13 protein-coding genes are annotated in these 18,575 nt (G+C 59.0%); 3 read left to right on the plus strand and 10 right to left on the minus strand.

Annotated features, from left to right (window positions below):
* Position 1 precedes the first annotated feature (1 nt).
* Positions 2-859 (minus strand): leucine-rich repeat domain-containing protein, encoded by an 858-nt coding sequence (locus NA78x_RS30040; RefSeq protein ID WP_425616070.1) that lies wholly within the window; start codon positions 857-859, stop codon positions 2-4.
* A gap of 191 nt (positions 860-1,050) precedes the next feature.
* On the opposite strand from NA78x_RS30040, the gene NA78x_RS30045 reads away from it, so the two are divergent.
* Both NA78x_RS30045 and NA78x_RS30050 read left to right on the plus strand, forming a co-directional pair.
* Entirely contained in the window at positions 1,051-2,082 is a 1,032-nt protein-coding gene (locus tag NA78x_RS30045) for a Gfo/Idh/MocA family protein (RefSeq protein WP_425616071.1), read from the plus strand.
* Between the two features lie 13 nt (positions 2,083-2,095).
* Positions 2,096-2,893: an SDR family oxidoreductase gene (locus NA78x_RS30050; protein WP_425616072.1), complete on the plus strand. Its 798-nt coding sequence runs from the start codon at positions 2,096-2,098 to the stop codon at positions 2,891-2,893.
* Here the strand turns inward: NA78x_RS30050 and NA78x_RS30055 are convergent, their stop codons facing one another.
* The 9 genes from NA78x_RS30055 to NA78x_RS30095 all read right to left on the minus strand — a co-directional run bounded on the left by NA78x_RS30055 (position 2,894) and on the right by NA78x_RS30095 (position 16,536).
* Positions 2,894-4,858, minus strand: a complete 1,965-nt coding sequence (locus NA78x_RS30055) for a hypothetical protein (RefSeq protein ID WP_425616073.1) — start codon at positions 4,856-4,858, stop codon at positions 2,894-2,896. It abuts the gene before it with no gap.
* 3 nt (positions 4,859-4,861) lie between these two features.
* Positions 4,862-6,295 carry a PQQ-binding-like beta-propeller repeat protein gene (locus tag NA78x_RS30060; RefSeq protein ID WP_425616074.1) on the minus strand — a complete coding sequence of 478 codons (1,434 nt, stop codon included), beginning with the start codon at positions 6,293-6,295 and terminating at the stop codon, positions 4,862-4,864.
* A complete protein-coding gene (locus NA78x_RS30065) occupies positions 6,282-8,258 on the minus strand; it encodes an exo-alpha-sialidase (protein WP_425616075.1) in 1,977 nt (658 codons plus the stop codon). Before NA78x_RS30065 ends, NA78x_RS30060 begins: the two co-directional genes overlap by 14 nt.
* Before the next feature lie 371 nt (positions 8,259-8,629).
* Positions 8,630-10,048, minus strand: a complete 1,419-nt coding sequence (locus NA78x_RS30070) for a DUF1501 domain-containing protein (RefSeq protein WP_425616076.1) — start codon at positions 10,046-10,048, stop codon at positions 8,630-8,632.
* 105 nt (positions 10,049-10,153) lie between these two features.
* The gene (locus NA78x_RS30075) at positions 10,154-11,965 is read right to left on the minus strand and encodes a M14 family metallopeptidase (RefSeq protein ID WP_425616077.1); all 1,812 of its coding nucleotides are present in this window, start codon (positions 11,963-11,965) and stop codon (positions 10,154-10,156) included.
* A 208-nt stretch (positions 11,966-12,173) separates the two neighbouring features.
* Entirely contained in the window at positions 12,174-13,934 is a 1,761-nt protein-coding gene (locus NA78x_RS30080) for a M14 family metallopeptidase (protein WP_425616078.1), read from the minus strand.
* A 104-nt stretch (positions 13,935-14,038) separates the two neighbouring features.
* Positions 14,039-15,349 (minus strand): S1C family serine protease, encoded by a 1,311-nt coding sequence (locus tag NA78x_RS30085; RefSeq protein ID WP_425616079.1) that lies wholly within the window; start codon positions 15,347-15,349, stop codon positions 14,039-14,041.
* 73 nt (positions 15,350-15,422) lie between these two features.
* Positions 15,423-15,986 (minus strand): hypothetical protein, encoded by a 564-nt coding sequence (locus tag NA78x_RS30090; RefSeq protein ID WP_425616080.1) that lies wholly within the window; start codon positions 15,984-15,986, stop codon positions 15,423-15,425.
* Positions 15,976-16,536: an RNA polymerase sigma factor gene (locus NA78x_RS30095; protein ID WP_425616081.1), complete on the minus strand. Its 561-nt coding sequence runs from the start codon at positions 16,534-16,536 to the stop codon at positions 15,976-15,978. Before NA78x_RS30095 ends, NA78x_RS30090 begins: the two co-directional genes overlap by 11 nt.
* 459 nt (positions 16,537-16,995) lie before the next feature.
* Between NA78x_RS30095 and glgA the strand changes: the two genes are divergently transcribed.
* On the plus strand, positions 16,996-18,498 hold the full coding sequence (gene glgA / locus NA78x_RS30100; RefSeq protein ID WP_425616082.1) for a glycogen synthase GlgA: 1,503 nt from the start codon (positions 16,996-16,998) through the stop codon (positions 18,496-18,498).
* Positions 18,499-18,575: the final 77 nt, after the last annotated feature.

Below are 18,575 nucleotides of genomic sequence, written 5' to 3' on the forward strand. Positions count from 1 at the left end.
ACTACCACTTCAGCGATTCGGTGTTGACGCGGACGCCGTACTTTTTCAGCTCTTCGATTTGCTTCCCCTTGGCGTCGTCGCTGAGGGGGTTGTCGCCGAGGTAAAGCTTCCAGAACGGAGCGAAGCGCTTCTGCCCTTCAAAGTCCTTCTTCGCCATTTCGACGAGGACCGAGAGATCGGTGACTTTGTTGTAGTTGAGAAACAGGTACTTCCACTCGGTGAGATTGGCGAGCGGCGACAGGTCCGAAATGTTGGTATGGCGGAGGTCGAGTCGTTCGAGGTCCTTCAGTTGGGCCAGCGGTTTGAAGTCGGCGATGGGGTTACCATCGAGATAGAGCGAGTAGATCTTTTTGCAGTCGGCCAGCGGTGCGAGGTCCTTGATCTTGTTGTTCGAGGCGTACAGGTTTCGCAGCGCGGCCAGTTTCTTCAGCGGCGACAGGTCTTCCACCTGATTGTCGGCAATCTTCAGATACTGCAGCGGCGTGAGATCGGCCAGCGGTTCCAGGCTGACGATTTTGTTCTTATCCAGGCTCAGCGACTGAACATTCTTCAGTTCCTTAAGGGGCGTGAGATCGACGATGGCGTTGTTCTCGAGTTCGATCTGCGCCAAGCTGCGGCACTTTTCCAAGCCGGCCAGGTTTTCGATCTTCTTGCCGCTCCCCTTCAGCAGTGCGATGTTCTGCACATCGGCTTCGACGAGCGGCATCGTGTTGTTCCGCTTTTCGAAGACCTGCTCGCGAACGGCCGCTTCGAGGTTCTTGTCGGGGAACAGGTCGGCAGCCAGCGACAACGTGGGAAGTGCCAGGCAGCAGATAACGCAGATCGCGGAAACCAATCGCGGCGTAACGAATCGCGGCATGTGAACTACCTTGGAGAGCGGGGTGAACTGAGGCGGGAAGGACCGGACCAAGCCCATCGTGCGACAGGCTGATCCAAACTCACAGCATACTTAGCTGCCGAGGCTCGTTCCAGAGTGCCCGGCGGTTACACTTGGATTACCGGCCGCTGCAAAACAGGCAAGCGGTTCGGTGAACGAAGGGATAGGTCTGCATGGCTAACGACACTTCTCATCACGTGCTGGTCATCGGCGTGGGCTCGATTGGCGAGCGCCACGTCCGCTGCTTTCAAGCGACTAGCCGTTGCGAAGTGTCGCTGGTCGAGATCAATCCCACATTGCGACAAACGGTCGCCGAGCGCTACGGCGTGCGCGGTTACGAATCACTGACCGAAGCTCTCGCAGCGAAGCCAACCGCAGCCGTCGTGGCCGTTCCTGCTCATCTGCATTTGCCGCTTGCCATGCAACTGGCCGAGGCGGGTGTCCACCTGCTGATCGAGAAGCCGCTGAGCACCACGACCAAAGGCGTCCGCGAGTTGAGTGAGTTGGTTACCCGAAAACAACTCGTGTGCGGCGTCGCCTATGTCTATCGCAGTCATCCGGTGCTAACGGCGATGCGCGAGGCCATCCACAGTGGTCGCTTTGGTCAGCCTGTGGAATTGGTTGCCGTTTGCGGACAACATTTCCCGACGTATCGGCCCGCCTATCGCGAAATCTATTACAAGGATCGAGCCACCGGCGGCGGAGCCATTCAGGATGCACTCACGCACATTCTCAACGCGGGGGAGTGGCTCGTCGGGCGGATGACGCGGCTCGTGGCCGATGCCGAGCATCAGCTGCTGCCTGGTGTGACCGTCGAAGATACGGTCCACGTCCTCGCCCGGCACAGCACCGTACAGAACAGTCGCGTGCAGGCCAGTTATGCGCTCAATCAGCACCAGGCTCCTAACGAGACGACGATCACCGTGGTCTGTGAAAAGGGAACGGTGCGGTTCGAAGCTCACGAAAATCGCTGGCGCTGGCAAACCACGCCCGGCGATACCTGGCACGACGAAACATTTCCACCGCTCGAACGAGACACGCTCTTCAGCGAGCAAGCCGGGCTGTTTCTCGATGCCGTCGAAGGCAAACGCTCGGTAACGTGCTCGCTCAGCGATGGCGCGGCGACCTTGCGGGTGAATCTCGCGACGCTCGCGAGTTGCGAGCAGCGCGCGTGGCAGGAAGTGAAGAACGAGGCACTGTTATGAAAGAATCGCTGCAATGAAGCCAGAACCCATGGTGCAGGAACTCTTCAGCCTGCAAGGCAAGACGGCACTCGTTACCGGCGGCAGCGGTCATTTGGGTTCGGCTCTGGCGCGCGGCCTGGCTGAAGCAGGTGCCTCGGTGATTCTTTCGAGTCGCGAAGAAGGTAAAGCTCGGGAAGCGATCAAAGCATTGCCGGTAGGTGACGGTGCCGAGCACTTTCCGCTGGTGCTCGATCACATGCAGCCCGAAACATTGCCCGCTACGTTTGAGTGGGCGATTCAATTGGCGGGTAGAGTTGACGTGCTGCTCAACAACGGCCACGAAGCCCATGGTGCCGACTGGACAAACGTCACGGCCGAGCAGTTCACACGTCAACTGGCGAACGCCACGGGTTATTTCGAACTGGCTCGCCTCGTCCGCAATCGCGCGGTCGAAACCAAGCAAGCCGCGAGCATCATCCTGCTCGGTTCGATGTACGGCGTCGTCGGTTCGTATCCTGATGCTTATGCAGACATCTGCCCGGCGAGTCCCGTCGCCTATCACGCACTCAAAGGCAGCATTGTCCACATGACGCGGCATTTGGCCGTCTATTGGGCTGCCGATCGCGTGCGGGTCAACTGCCTCAGCCCGGGGCCGTTCCCACGCGAGACAGCGCCCGCAGACATGGTCGAACGCTTGACTCAGAAAAGTCCCATGAAACGCATGGGCCAGCCCCACGAATTGAAGGGCGCGGTTGTCTTTCTCGCCAGCGAAGCCAGCAGCTACATCACTGGACAAAACTTGCTCGTCGATGGTGGCTGGACCGCATGGTAGTTACTCCTCTGCATCCACCTTCTCCAACTCCTTCACCAGCGGGCGATAGACGTAGGCATTAAGCACGGCGATCGTACCCCGGTCGCTATTGTTGCGGGCCACGGCGGCGAGTGCGTTGCACGCACCGTTGATCGAGTCGATCGCTTTCTCCAACTCTGCGATCTGCTTCTCTTTGTCTTTTTCCTTCTTGGCGACTCCCGCATTGCGGATTGCTTGCATGCAATTGACGAATTCGAATCCGAATTCGCAGCGTCTCGCCAAGTACAAAGTGTAGGAACGACTACCTTCGCGCGCTCGCGTATTTGCGCGATACATTTCGTTCATCGATGCCAGATACTCTTCTCGAACGTCGTTCCACCAGGCAGGTGGCAGTTCCTGGCGCTCATAGTTCTTCATGGTTTTGGGTGGATCGAAGTGATTGAGAAGATTGGAGGCTAGTTCAATTTTTACTGTTGCTCGCTCCAATCCCGAAAGCGCTTTCATCACGCGTGTGTGAACTTCACTGCCACAGGCAGGTGTTAGGAACCGTTCGCAAGCTTGTTCGGGAGTTAGGCCTTGGCCAAAGGAGTTTCGCGAAATCAAATAGGCGCTAAAGTCAGCATTCCCGGTGCCGGCGGGTGAGGTCACCAAATAGCCGCCCCAGCGATTCTGCTGCAATGCCTTCATCGAGTCGGCGACTATTGTGTGTGCCGATTGTGGCAAGATGCCCTCTTGAAAACTGCCCAATTCAATCTGACGGCTGAATGCGTCAGCCAGTTTCATGGGCCTGGCTGGTTCAGCGCCGGGCAATGGTGGTAGTTCCGTGCCAAACACGACCTCTTTTGTACTTGGCACCGCTCTTAGCCAGCGAGCTACTTCCATCGAGTCATGAACGCCAAATACCTGCGGCGTGATCAGTAAACTGTCGGGCCGTTGCCAAATCTCTCGATCCTGAAAAAACGAGGGTAACGCTTCGTAGACACTACTGTACCCGATCATCAGCATGTCGATCTCGGGATAGGCATGGAGATACTCACGGACGGTCGCTTGGCTGCATTTCTTTGCCATTTCAATATCGGCAAACACTTTGTGGCGATTAAATTCAGCTGGCAGATCGTATGGGTGAATCTGCAACGACACGGCCATGCCACATTGATGTCCCGCGTCAATCACTCCATGCAACAGCTTCTGGCTAGCGGCGATTCGCTCCTTTTCATTCGTGGCTGATGCCAAATCAGGATTCTCAAAATGCTTCGCGCCGCGAAAGGCACTTCGACCAGCGGTATCGCCATTCACAGGGAACTCATCCTTGTCCCAGAACTTTCCTTCCTTTCTCTCGATGCCAGCTGCAGCAAATGGGATAAAAGGGTCACTTGCTCGCACACGAATGACAAGACGATTGAACTTAAGCTTGGATAGCTGTCGCACGAAGACGATCTGTTCTGCCTCGCTCCATGCCGTGAAGGATGCAGGACCATGATAGGAAATCTCCCATGCGCGAATACTCAAGCCCGGCTCCAGCCGGGCATCGAAGCCAGCCAGTGTGAACGGAGGCGGCGCGATGGGGTCAAGATCCGTGTACAGCATGGAGCGGATACCTAGGTGATGTGCATACTCGCACGCGCCCCAATAAGTGGCCACTGCACTACCACCGCCGATGATGAGTGCCGGTTGATCGCGATACTTGATCGACTTGAGCAAGTGGGTTTGCTCGGAAATCGCCGGCCACTCCGCTTTGTAAAAGTCTAACTGCGGATTTGTAGTAGGACTTCCAACGAAAATTACTGGCGTTTTGCCACTCGGCGCCGCGAGTCGCGGCGCCCCCAACTGATACAAGCGTTTAAGGATTGCGGCCACATCATCGGCGGCTCGTTGTTCTAACTCCGGTGCTGTTTCGCCAACGATGACCTCCACCGTAGGTCCCGCGGCAAGCAAAGCAGCGGGCAGGAGGACGCAGGCGGCAAGGCAACTCAAGTAGGTGCGCATCGTTTACTTCCCTTCCGCAGCAAAACAAAAGAGGCTGTTGCGGCCGCGGATGTAGAGGCGGCCGTTGGCAATGGCGGGAGTGGCGAGGCACGATTCGCCGATGTCGTTCTTGCTGAGGATCTTTAGTTTGGGGCCTTGTTCGAGGACGACGATAAAACCGTTCTCGCCGGGAACGTAGATTTTGCCATCGCCGGCGATGGGGGAGCCGTAGTAGTCGCCGATGTTGCGAATTCGCGAGAGTTCCCAGTGCGTGTTGCCGTTCTCGGCATCGAACGAACTGGTGAGCCCGCCCTTCTTCACCACGAGAATTTGCTCGCCCACGACGAGTGGAGAGCACAGATTGGATGGTGAGCGATTGTGCAAGTTGAAGACGACATGCGTCGCGGTCACATCGCCGCTGCCGCCGCCGCGGACGGCCTGAATCGTGTTGCCGCCGCCCGATTGATTCTCAGCCGATTGAAACGCCGTATCGAGTTCACCCCCGTTGAGATTGCCGCTCTTGTCTTTGTCGGATCGATCGAACCGCTCCCAGAACTCTTTGGGGACTTCCGCTCGCGCGAGTTGGCCATCCTGGTTGGTATCGAGCCATTCGAGCAAGGCATACTTGAGCGTGCGAGTTTCATCGCCATAGCTTTGCACGGCAACGTAGATTTTGTCGTTGCGCACGACGGGCGAAGTCATGATCGTGCGCAGCAGCGTGTTGCAGGTCCACAACTCTTTGCCGGTCGCCGGATCGTAGCCTTTCAATTTACCGCTGCCGGCGACGACGAGATCGGTGCGACCACCCGCCTGGCAGATGACCGGCACGGCGTAGCCGGCGAGCATCTCGCTGCGGTCGGTCTTCCACCGCAGCTTGCCGGTATTGGCATCAATGGCATACAGGGCCGAGGCCAGATCATCGTCTTGATTGAAGATCACCAAGTCCTGATAGACGATGGGCGACGCGCCCGAGCCCCAGTCCATCAGGTATGCAGGCAACGGCAGCTGATACTTCCACGCGTCTTCGCCCGTCTTGGCATCAAGGGCAAGCAGGCCGAGCGTGCTGAAGTGGACATAGACTCGCTGACCATCGCTAGCTGGCGTTGATGAGGCGTGGCTATTCGGGGGCGTGATCCGCGGCAGCTTACCGGTGTCGAACTGACGCTTCCACAGTTCTTTGCCGGTGGCAGCGTCAAAGGCGAACACGCCCAGTTGTTGTTCGGCGGTCATACCGGTGACAAACAGTTTGCCGCCCACGATGATCGGCGAGCCGATTCCATCGCCCAGTTTGGCGGACCAAGCGAGGTTCTCGGTGGTGGAGAACGACGTTGGGAGCGGTGTCTTGGCGGCGGAAACTCCGCTGCCATTGTTACCGCGAAACTGCGGCCAATCTTCAGCCTTGGCTGTGGCCACGCAGGCAGCAACGAGCAGCAGCAAGCATTGACTAGGGCGTCTCATATAACCACCTCACCGGCAAGGAACGAAAACGCGACGACAACGGGCCCGCGCCAATTTTTCCCACGTAGTAGCTGAGCAGCACGCGATCTTTGTGAAACAGCACGCTTGTGTAGGCGTAGCCTTCGTTCGGATCGGTTTCGAGATTGCGCGTGTGCTTCCAAGTCTGGCCACCGTCGCTCGAAATGGCCGTGGAGAGAGGTGTTCGTTTGCCGCCGTGCCCTTGGCCCGCTGCGAAGTTGTTGTTCCACACCAGCAGCAAGTCGCCGGTTGCAGGAATGGTGCGAATGGTGGCGGGAGACTCCGGCGAGGGAACCGACAGTTTCGAGGGTTCCGACCAATGATCGCCACCGTCGGTCGACGTGCTGGTGCCAATGTGGCCGAGTTGCGTGCGCACGATCATCAGCAGCTTGCCATCGGCGAGTTCCACCACTTCGGGTTCCATCGCGCCCCGCTGCGGTTGATCGACGGAGTCGGCACTCTGCCGCCAGGTTTTGCCGCCGTCGTCCGAGAAGTGGCAGACACAGGTTAAGTGGTTGCTCCCCTTCTTAAAGATGTCGGGGGTCGTCGAAATCGGGCAGATAATCCGGCCCCGCGATGTGATCGTCACGCGGTCGTTGTTCATGATGTGGTAGCCAGGGTCGGTCGTGATGCGAATCGGTTCGTCGAAGGTGCGGGCCTCGTCGCTGGAAGTGCGTAACACGGGATGCAAGTCGGACGAACTGTTCTTGACGAGCAGAAACATCCCCAGCAGGTCGCTGGGCTGTTTGTCTGCACCGGGCAGACGTCGCAACGTGACGGACATCACGTTCTGCTTGCCGATGTTCTCTTGCAGCGTGCGTTGCTCGCCCCAAGAGCGCCCGCCATCGTGAGAGATGCGACCAACAATCGTCGCGGAAGTGTGGTCGGCACCGCCACCGACGAATTCGGTCGTGGCGTAGAGGAGCGAATCATCTTGCAGCGGGATGATCGAGCCTTCGCTGTAGCGGGGGCGATCTTTGGTCGCCTGATAGACGTCGACGGAAAAGTTGCCGGGCGACGCAGCAACAGGCAACGTGAGTGCGGCGGGCGGAAGGGAGAGAGCAATCAGAGACTGCGCGGCTCGCACGCGAACGTCGAGCACGGTGTCATTAAGCATTTCGAGCAAGCGAGGCTGAGCTTCTACGGCGCGGGCATAGCCGGCGAAGTCGGCAGAATAAGTGCGAATGGCGGGATCTTTGTCGCTGAGATTCTTGATGAGCTGTTCGCGACCGGTGGCATCGCGCAGGCATGCGAGCGCGTTGACATAGTACGCTTTGGCGAGCGGATCGGTCTCTGCTGTGAGGACTTTCTTCAGTGGCTCGATGTCGCGCTGATCGCCCAACAGGCCCAGCACCCAGGCCGAGATCTTGCGAACTTCGAAATCGGGATCGGCCAGTTTGTCACGCAGCAATTGCAACGCAGGCTGATTGCCGCCGCGAGCCAGCGCCGCCGCGGCCATCAGTTTGAGCTTGGGAACTTCGGCAGTCGTGAAGACCGAACGCATGAGTTTGCCGTCGTTCAGTTCGCCGACCTTGTACAAGCTTTCGGCGGCATGGATACGGCCCGTCGATTGCTCGTCGGCCAGAATCTTCCACATTTCCGGCAGGGTGGTGCGATCGCCGGCGCGGGCACATTCGCGCGCCAGGCCGCAGCGTCTTTGATGATCGGGCTCTTGAGTCACCCGCGAGCGTAGAGCCTGTTTGACCTCTTCTCCCTTGCCGGCAATCGTCAGGGCTTCGGCGGCGTGCATCGACGGCCAGAACTCATCGCTGGCCAGACCGGTGCGCAGAATCTGCAGGCACTTTTGCGATTGCTCGGCGGAGAGCGCAAGGGGCTTATCGCGATCCGGCACTGACGAATCGGCCGCAGTTGCCAACGGAAGAGGCGGCAGTAGCAACAAAGCGGCAATCGCAATTGTCCAACATCGAACGAGCAAGACACGCATGGCGGGGATCCTGGGCGGGAGTGTCGTCGTAGCGGGCAGTGTACAAGCTGGCGGCGGCCAGAACAAATCGTTGGCCGCAACGAAGGTCGCTTTTGAAGTTCCAGCTGGAGGTGGATGACGACGTTGGGCACATCATGCCGGAGTAGCCCGGAGTACCGCTTGTTACCGAACTCCACGTGGACAGCGAGGCGCTCTCGCGTCGACGTAAATCACAGGGGAAAGCAGGGCGTTCACAAACCGCAGGGGTTTGTGAACACGCAGGCGCGCCGCACCCGAGAGATACTGCAGGTCGCGTTCACAAACCTACCGCGTTTGTGAAAGAAGTTTTCCCGGCGAGGGGAGCCAAAGCGAGGACTTACGACGATGTTGAGCTACATCAACTCTTGGATCACTTTGCCGGTGCCAACCAGGTATTGTGGCCGGCCGGCGGGATCGGCGATGGTAGTGTGGACGGGATCGATGCCCAGGTTGCGATAGAGCGTGGCCATGATGTCTTGGTAGTGAACCGGGCGTTCGATGGCGACCGCTGCGTTGCGGTCGGTGGCGCCGATGACCTGGCCGGTTTGCATGCCGCCGCCCGCGAGCAGAGCCATGCCGACGCCGGGCCAGTGATCGCGACCAGCACTCTTGTTGATCTTGGGGGTGCGGCCAAATTCGCCCCAGACGACGATTGAAACATCGTCGAGGAGGCCACGGTCTTCGAGGTCATTCACCAGCGTGGTCAGGCCGTGATCGAGGACCGGCATCAGGCGGCGCATGCGATCGAAGTTGCCACTATGTGTGTCGTAGTCGGCCAGTGTGAGACTGACGCAGCGCACCCCCGCTTCGATCAGGCGGCGGGCGAGCAGGAATTTGTTCGTGGCAAAGCCCGTATCGCTGGTGCCGACTTGCTCGACGGGGTTTTCGAGTTCGTACCGCTTCAGCCCGGCTGCTGGTTCGGCCTGCAGATCGAGGGCGCGAGCAAAGCGGCCCGAGGTGAGAATGCCCACGGCCTGCTGCGAGAAATTGTCCATCGCTCCCATCATTCCGCTGCGGTCGACTTCGCGGCGGTAGCGATCGAGCCCCGCGAGCAGATTGCGGCGATCGTCGATGCGGCCGAGCGACAGCGATTCGTTCAGCGCCAAGCTCGTGGCGTGATTCTCGCCGCGGCGAGCTAACTCGCCGACCATGCCTGCTTCCAGCTCGCGGGCAAACAGCTGCGACATTTCGGGGCGAAACGCCTGGTACGACGGGCCGAGAAAACCGGGGCGGGCGCTGTTGCGCACTAGCGGTCGGCCTTGCATCATGTCGACAAACGAGGGGGCCGGATCGCGCGTTGTCCCTTGCAGCTTGGCCAGCACGCAGCCGAGAGCCGGCCAGCCACCAAACATGTTCAGCTCTTTAGCAGCAAAACCCGACTGGCACTGAAAGGCATCGTGGGCACCGGCCGAGCCCACCAGCGAGCGGATGAAGGCGAATTTCTTAGCATTCGCGGCCAACTTGGGTAGGAGCTCACCGACATGAAAGCCGGGGAGTGAAGTGGGAATGCTGGTGAACTCGCCGCGGATCTCGACCGGGGCTTCCGGCTTCAGGTCGATCATGTCCTGCTGCGGCGGTCCACCATCGAGGTGCACCAGAATCACAGCCTTGTGGGAATTGCGAATGCCGGCTGCTGCTTCCGCCCGCAACATCGTGGGCAACGAGAACTGCCCGAGAGCCAGGCCGCCGAAGGCCAGCGAACCCGCGCGGACAAAGTCGCGCCGGGTCAGACCGTCGCAGTGTCGATATTTTCCGCCGTGAATGTTGAGCATCGTGATTGCTTCCGCCTGGGCAAACCGACCACCGATCGCGCCGCCCATCAATCGACAGGGGCTGATGTATGATCGACTCTGGCGGCGGGGCAAGTCAAGAGAAAGTCACTCGACCGATTTGCTCGCCTGACCACCCTTGATGCTCTTCACTTGCACTTCGAAGGGGCCGGTGCCTTCGACGAGCCAGCGGACATACGTCACACCGTAGCTGCCGATGCTGTTGAGTTTCATCTTTGCCGGCTCGCGCTTCTGCTCTTGTGGCTCCCGGAAGAAAGGTTCGTTGCTCTTGAGACCGAGCACAACTTTTTTCAGATTCTTGCCATTGAGTTCGACAAGATCGGGCGGCGTGATGCGTCGCTGCACATCGGCAGTCGAGTGAGTCGGCACGAGTTTGCGGTTCTCGACGATCGCGGTGACTTCGGTCAAACCGCCGCCGAGATCCTTGGTGGTAACGGCTTGAATGGAGACGAGCGGCAACTCATCGGCATGATAGAGCGTGAATGCCATGTTGCGATGACATTCTTCCTCCAGCAAAAACGAGGGGGGCTGGCGTACCCAGTTCTTCCGCATGCCGCCGACCTCGATCTTGCCGTATTGCGGATGTTCGATCTCGCGCCAGCCCGAGAAACCATCGCCCAGCAGCAAGTACTTGTCGAACAGATGTTGCGTTTCGTTGCTGCCAAAGAATCCCTCGTGTCCGGTGGTGCGAAAGAAGTTGAACGGCGTGAAGAGTTCGTTGGTGAAGGTCCAGACGCCGCGGCTTTGATGCAGCCAATCGACTTCGCCACCCCACACTTCGTACAGGTCGTTGGCAATGTTCATATAGCGATAGCCGGGCAGCATCAGTTCGGCCCGCTTACCGAGCACGTCGTACACCTTCAGGTCACTTCCCTCGAAACTGTCTTCTTTGGCGCCCGGTCCGCGGAGGATCATGCCGCCAGCATTGTGATAGGACTGCGCGCCGGCAATGTTGGGGCGCGAAGCGATGAAATCGGCAACGTAGCGGTTCTCGAGAATGGAGTACGGATACCGATGTGCACCGTTTTGGATGTAGTCGGGTTGCCAGTTCCAGCCCCAGTCGCGATTGGGGTCATAAAAGCCATCGCCGTCTTCGTTGACGCGGCCATCGCCATCGTCATCTTTTCCTTCCTGGCCCAGCATCGTGTATTCGCCCTTCTCGCCGTCCTTCACAGGAACCAGCAAGTTGGGGTGATCGGCATGAGGCTTATAGCGGCCGTTTTTGTCGCGGACGCGCATCAGCGTAATGCTGCCGTCGCCGTCGAGATCGTCGGGGCCATCTTCGTCAACTAGGCCATCCTTGTCGTCATCGACGGGGCGTTGTCCTGTGCGGGGCGAGTGCGTCGTGTTTGGCTCGTAGAAGTGAGCATCGCGGCTATCGGGGCTCATCATGGGCATCAGGAAGAAAACCCGTTCGTCGAGCAACCGTTCGATCGTCTTGTTCTCGCCACGCATCTCCAGCAGAGTCCACGCGGTGTAGAGCACCACTTCGCTGGCTTGAATTTCGTTTGCATGAATGGCACCATCGATCCACATCGCGGGGCGACTCTGATCGTCCCCCTTGGCAAAGTTGGTGACCGTCAGCACCCACATTTCGCGTTTGCCGTACGTCGTGCCCAGAGATTGCAGCTTGGCATACTCGGGATAGGCCTTCGCCAGATCGTGCAACAGCTTGGTGCTCTCGGTGTAGTCGTGATATCGATTCCACTGCGCTGGCACCTTCGGCGCGACGGGCGTACCGATCGCCTGGTAGGGCGTTTTTTCTTTGGGCTTGGCTACATCTTTATCTTGGGCGGTGATCGGGGTGATCAGGGCGATGATGTACAGAATCGCCAAGATCGGGGTCGGGAGTCTTTGCGGACGAGCGACACAGCGATTGCTCACGAGCCAGCTACGCATAGACTCCTGACCCCTGTGGGCGGACCTGGTGAGTTGGATTGCCTCAGGCTCGTTAGCGATTGATGTTCGTTGAGTTGTCATGGTGAGTATTGATTGAATGGTTGAGCGTTCGGGTGGGCGAACGAAATGGGTCGGGAGTCTATGCGGAGCAAAGCGTAATGAATTGGCAGGATCCTTCGTCCGCAAAGACTCCCGACCCCGGGTTTGGCTATTCCTGAACCTTGAGCGTTGTTTTCACTTCGCCCACCGCCGGTGCCCAGAGGCGAATGGAAATTTCTTCAGGTGCCTTGTCGACGAAGCGGATGAGCCAAGTTCGTTCGGCTTGACCGGTAACGCCAGCAAGTCGCCTTACTTCCGAGCGACGATCGCCTTGAATCAGCACCGCGCTCTTAGGCAGGTCGATTTCGATTTGCAGCGGATAGGCGATTCCGTTCACACTTCCCATCTCAGACATCGTGGGCAAGTAGCCTGTATTCACAGCCGTAACCTTGACGCGGTACACACCGCCACCCAGCGACCGGACCTCACCTGCGCGCAGTTCCAGTTGCGGCAAGTAGTCGGGCAGCTTTTGCAAAAACGTGACGTGCTTTTCCGCGAGCTTGTCGAGTTCCGTCGCCGGGGGATTGAGATCGACGAGCGGCTTGAAACCACCGACTTCAACTTTGTGATGCGGAAAGTCCGGATGCTTGATTTCTTTCCACTCGACAAAGCCGTCGATCTTGTTCGCCGCCAGCCAGTTCAGCAGGTTGATTTGCTCGCTGCCGCGCTTCTCGCCGGATGACTTTTTCTCTTCTTTCTTCTCATCCTTTTTCTCGTCATCCTTCGACTCTTCCTTGGCTTCTTCCTTCTTCGCTTGCGTCTTCGGCACCCACCAGCCGCGGGCGTTCAGCGACCAGCGTCCGTAGTGAAAATAGGCCCAGCGGCTGAATTGACCATTGGCATCGGGTGGCGAAGGAGCATCGCTGCCGCCGTGCAACTTTTTGTACGACTCAGCCAGATAGTCGACGGCCGTGGCATCGCTGCCGAGGATGTTCTTGCGAATGCGTTCTTTTTCGGTCTGAGCGTTCGGCTTCCAAGGGTGGAACAAGTTGTCGTCGGCCGAAAACGTAAACACGACCGCGACGTTGGGCTGATCGAAGAGAAAATCGGCGATCGCGCGGCACTCCGGTTCGCTGACGGCGTTCGGGCCTGAGTTCGGTGTAAAAGGCCTATAGCCAAACGTGAAGTTGCGATCGAGCGCGACACCATCGCCGGCGTCTTCGTTCCATTGTTCATCGTGATCGTCGTCGATTCCTTCGTTGAGGAGGCGATAGCGGCCGCGCTCGTTCTTTTTGGGATCAGCGGTGATGAGCACGCGAGGGTCATCAGGATGAGGCATTAATGTCCCGGCGGGATCTTCGATCCGCATCTGCGTAATGAAGCCGTCGCCGTTGAGATCGTTCGGTGGATCTTCGCCGAAGGCAAAATCGCGGTCGTCGTCGGTCTTGCGATCGTTGCCCGCAGGGACTCGATAAGGCTGAGCAAAGCACTTCTCGCTCCCATCGGGTTCCGGGCGGGGAATGATGTGCAGCGTTACTTGGCCGAGAAGTTTCTTCACCGCTTCGTCATCGGCTTTGGCGACCAACTGCTGAGCCATTCGCAGTGCCAGTTCGCCTCCCAGCAAATGACTTCCCTGCACGTTGCCCATGATTGCAATCGCTGGTTTACTGGCTCGCTGCTTCTCGTCTCCTTGGCCGAGGGTGATGAGCCAAACGTCGCGGCCGCCGGCACTCTTGCCGAGCGAACGAACGGTTGCCAGTTCGCTTTCGTCAAGCTTTTGAATGGCTGCCGTTAACTGCTCGTGCTTCAAGTAGCCGGCAAGTGCGGCGTTGACAGGCTTGGCCGGTTCGGCAGCTTCTTGCGCGAGCGACGTCATTGCCAGCGACAGGCAAGCTACGAAGGCTGTGGTCAGGGGAAGAGGTCGATGCATAATGCGAATAATCGTTAAAGAGAGAATGCCAGAGCGGGCCGATCAGAGTTGCCTTGTCCAAGAATAGCATAGTCACAGGCGCGGCCTTCGCCCGCAATTGGCAGCTACTTCTTCGTGCCGCCAGCCTTCTGTAGTTCTCGCAGCTGTTGTTGCTGCAACTCGATGACGGCCTGGTAGCGTTCAAGGGCCTTTTCGAGGAGCTTGATCTTTTCCTCGGACGTAGGCGGCAGAGGAAGTTCGACCTCGGCGGGGAGCGGGGGAGCGAAGACTTCGCGCACACTGCTATTGCCCGATTGGGCGAAGTAGTTTCCGTCGGGGCCGCGGCCGACTTGCACGCGAGGTTGGATCAGCTTGCCGAGATCGTTCTGCGTGAGCTTGGGAAGCTCGACGCCGCCGCCGAGGATCACTTCGAGTTCTCGTTCCCCTTCTTCGCGCTGCACGCGATAGCGCACAACATCGCCGGGTTGCTTTCGCAGCGTGGGAAGCACCGCTTGATAGACACTGCGAATGGCCACGCCGTCAGCAGTGAGAATCCGATCGCCAATTTTGATGCCAGCCTTTTCGGCAGGTCCGCCAGCAGTCAGTCGCTGCACGAGAATTTCTTCTTCGGTCGATTCGAGCACCATGCCGACGATGGGTCGCCGACGCTTAAGCACTACGACGCTTGTCGCTGGCTGTTCCCCGGGCTTGGCAACGGCGGCATCGGCACTGCGGATCAAGCGGCGAATGTGAGTTGCGGGAATGGCATAGGTCCAACCTCGACGAGCTTCCGGCTCTTCGATGGCCATGACAATGCCGACAACTTCCGCGTTGCGAGTGGTGAGCGGCGAACCACTAGAAGTTTCTACCGTGCGCAAATCGCACTGCAACAGCGGCGGCACCACGAGCCCCGGCAGCGTGCGGTCGGTGGCACCGATGATGCCCAGCGAGACGACCGGACGATCGACACCCCAGGCAGCACCGGCCATGACATACTCGCCCACCTCAGGCTGGTTGGCGGCGAGTGTGAGCGCATCGATTTCTTTGCCATCGCATCCGAGCAAGGAGAGTCCCGAGTATTCATCGATGGCCAGCAGCCGAGCGTCGCTTTGCAAGCCGCCGGCGAGCGTCAAGCGAATGCGGTCATCGGTCGCAGCCAACGTCGCCGTAATGATCTTGCCCGGCGCGACACAAAAGCCGGTGCAAACGGTGACGGACGCTTCGTCGGCTGGTTCCTTGTCCTTCTTTGCTTCGAGCTCGTTGTTTTCAACGGCTGGCTTTACGACTTCGGCGCGGCGAATGCGGACCGTCACAATGCTGCGCTGCAGGCGAGCAGCCGTAGCTTTCCAATCACCGCCGGGTGCTTCCTGCGCGCGACCAGCCGTTGCTGCAAGAGCGGCAAGTAGCAAAGCGGCGATGAGCGACGAGCGGGCCATGTGAGGTTGGATTGCCTGTGACTGCCTGCAGAGGAGAAGTCGGATAGCTGCCAGCTGCGATGTGCGGGGCTGCCTAAAACGCGACCGTCGCCCCGGCTTGAGGCTGTTCGTTCCACAAGTCGAGCAAGCCTTCGAGCTGCGGACCATTGACATCGGTTACCGCAGGGCGATAGGAGATGGGCTGAACCGGGGCGCGGGAAGTAGGGTTCGATATCAACCGATTGGTCGACTCATCCGGCAAGCGGACCAACGGAGCTTGTACAAAGGCCGTCGTGTCTGCAGGCGCTGCTGCTGCGTTATTCGCAGGCGTGCCTGAAGATTCTGCGACGCGCGGGTCATTGTCGCGCTGACTGTTCGCAACAATGGCCAAGCCGGTGATGAGCAAGATGGTCGCTGCGGCCACCGAGCCACCCGCCACCCAGCGCCATACCGAAGCTCGCCGCGGTTTCGCGGCTAGAGCGTCGATGAGTTCGAGGGGCGGACGACAAGCGGGATAAACACTTCCCAGGCGGAGCGCATCGACCTGCAACTGCTCGCCAAGAGCGGCGAAGTCCGCGGGCAGATCTTCTTCGCTGGCGAGCAACGCTTCATCGTCCGGCAGATCATCAGCGGGGAGGGGCACGAACTTAAATGACATGAGAGAGGTCCTCGGCGGGAAACGCAGGCAGTTGGCGGGCGTCTTCCCCTTCTAGTTCTAGAATCTTGCGCAGAGCAGCCAGTCCGTGGAAGATTCGTGACTTCACGGTCCCTAGCGGGCAGGCCAGAATCTCGGCGATCTCTTCGTAGCGCAGGCCTTCGCTGAAACGCAGCACCAGCGACTGCCGCTGGCCGTCGGGCAACTGTGCCACGCGGGCCCACAGGCTGTTCTTCCACTCGCTCACTTCACTCGGAGCATCGGCTCCCGGCGACGAGCGTTCTTCAGTGGGTTCGGAATCCCACAGCACTTGCAGCTTCTTGCGCCGCATGCCGATGCGCCGGCGTTCGCGCCGTTCCAGATTGAGCAGAATGCCGTACAGCCACGTGTACAAGCTGCTCCGCCCCTCAAACGCGCCGCTTTGGCGCGAGAGGACCAAGAACGTCTCTTGGGCTAGATCGTCGGCGTCCCAGGGATTGCCACTGAGAACGAGGGCCGCCCGGTGAATCCGGTCAAAGTGCTGCCGGGCGGTTTCTTGCAGGTCGATAGCCACGCTTCAACCGGTCCTTTCCGCCTCATCCAAAAGGGTTTCGAGCAGCTTGAATTCTAACCAATGGCCACGGGCAAAGCGACTTTGTCTACCTAGTGAGAGATCGGGGTCGAGAGTCTGGGGCGAGTGAGCTGGTTCCAGGTCGCAAAACCGATGGTCGCCAAAGACTCCTGCCCCAGGCTCGTGGCCACTTCGTTTGTGCCCTATTCCCCGGCCAAAGTTCACCCCCAAATCCGCCTTGTCGATACTTCGCCAAACCTTCACTTCCGCCGCAGCACCGGTAGAATCCTTCCAACAGGGAGGAAACAGCGAATTTGGGGGCTTTGTAAGCCTCGTTCGCTGGCCTGTTTGCCGGGCGTAAGCTATAAACCCTTGCACCGTGCTGTGAACTTGCGCTGAGTCTTTGATAGCACGCGCTGTGATTGGCCAGATGGGCTTGGCTAGAGATCTGGGGAACCGCCGGTGAATATTCTTTTTGTCAGCAGCGAAGTCACCCCGTTTGCCAAAACTGGCGGACTGGCTGACGTCTGCGGGTCCCTGCCCATCGAACTCAACAAGCTGGGGCACAACGTCTCGGTGATGATGCCCGCCTATCGACAAGTGAAGGGGCACCCCGGCATCGAGCCGCTCAACATCAAATTCGATGTGCCCATCGGCAACAAGATCGTCCGCGGCCGCCTGCTGCGAGGCACTTTGCCCAACTCCGAAGTACCGATCTTCTTCATCGAGCAAGACGACTACTTCGACCGGCCCGAACTCTATCGCCACAAAGGCGAAGACTACAAAGACAACGCCGAACGCTTTGCCTTCTTCTGCCGCGCGGCACTCGAAGCCATCCGCATGCTCAAGCTGGAAGTCGAAGTGATTCACTGCCACGACTGGCAGACCAGCTTGATTCCCGCTTACCTGCACATCGAATACGCCCATTGCCACGGCTACGAAACAATCGGCTCGCTGCTGACGATTCACAACCTGGCCTATCAGGGCATCTTCTGGCATTGGGACATGCTGCTGACCGGGCTCGATTGGAAGTACTTCAACTGGCACCAAATGGAGTTCTACGGCAAGCTCAACCTGCTCAAGACGGGGCTCACCTTCGCCGACGGTGTAAACACGGTCAGCCCCACCTACGCCAAAGAGATCCAAACCGATCCGCTGGGCTGCGGGCTCGAAGGCGTGCTGCAATCGCGGGCCGATGTCCTGTGCGGCATTGTGAACGGCGTGCACTACGCCGATTGGAACCCAGCGACCGACGTACACATTCCCTACAAGTACGACACAACCAATTGGCAAGCGGGCAAAGGTGCCTGCAAGGCCGCGCTGCAAAGCGAGCTCGGTTTGCCGATCTCGCCCCGCACTCCCGTCATTGGCCTGGTCGGTCGACTGGCCGATCAAAAAGGCTGGGACCTGGTTGCTGAACTCATGCAACGCTGGGTCCGTGATGTCGACGTCCAATGGGCGATTCTCGGCACCGGCGAACTCAAGTATCACGACATGCTCTCTCGCCTCGCGCACGAGTTTCCCCATCGTGTCGGACTGCGGCTCGATTTCAACGAAGGGATCTCGCACCGCATCGAAGCCGGCAGCGACATCTTCCTGATGCCCAGCGCTTACGAGCCTTGCGGGCTGAATCAACTCTACAGCTTGAAGTACGGCACGGTTCCCGTAGTTCGCGCGACCGGCGGCTTGAAGGATACCGTCGCCGATGCCAACGACGACAACCTGTGGCAACAACGGGCGACCGGTTTCGTCTTCGAAAACTATGCCACGCACGAAATGGAACATGCCCTCGGCCGCGCGCTCAATACCTATCATCACCAGACCGAGCGTTGGCAGCAGATCGTCGAAACAGGCATGAAGCAGGATTGGTCGTGGCAGAAGAGCGCTCACGAATACGTCGAGTTGTATCAAGACGTCCACGAACGCCGCATCGAAGCCTACGAGCGACTGCAAGCGATGCTGTAGTCTCCTCAAGTAGCCCGACGCGTTAGCGAGGGGAGCGCTCTTGCATGCCAGCGCGTCGTTCTCGCGATTGCGTTCGT

The sequence above is a fragment of the Anatilimnocola aquadivae genome, from assembly GCF_049819085.1.
Classification (GTDB): Bacteria; Planctomycetota; Planctomycetia; order Pirellulales; family Pirellulaceae; genus Anatilimnocola.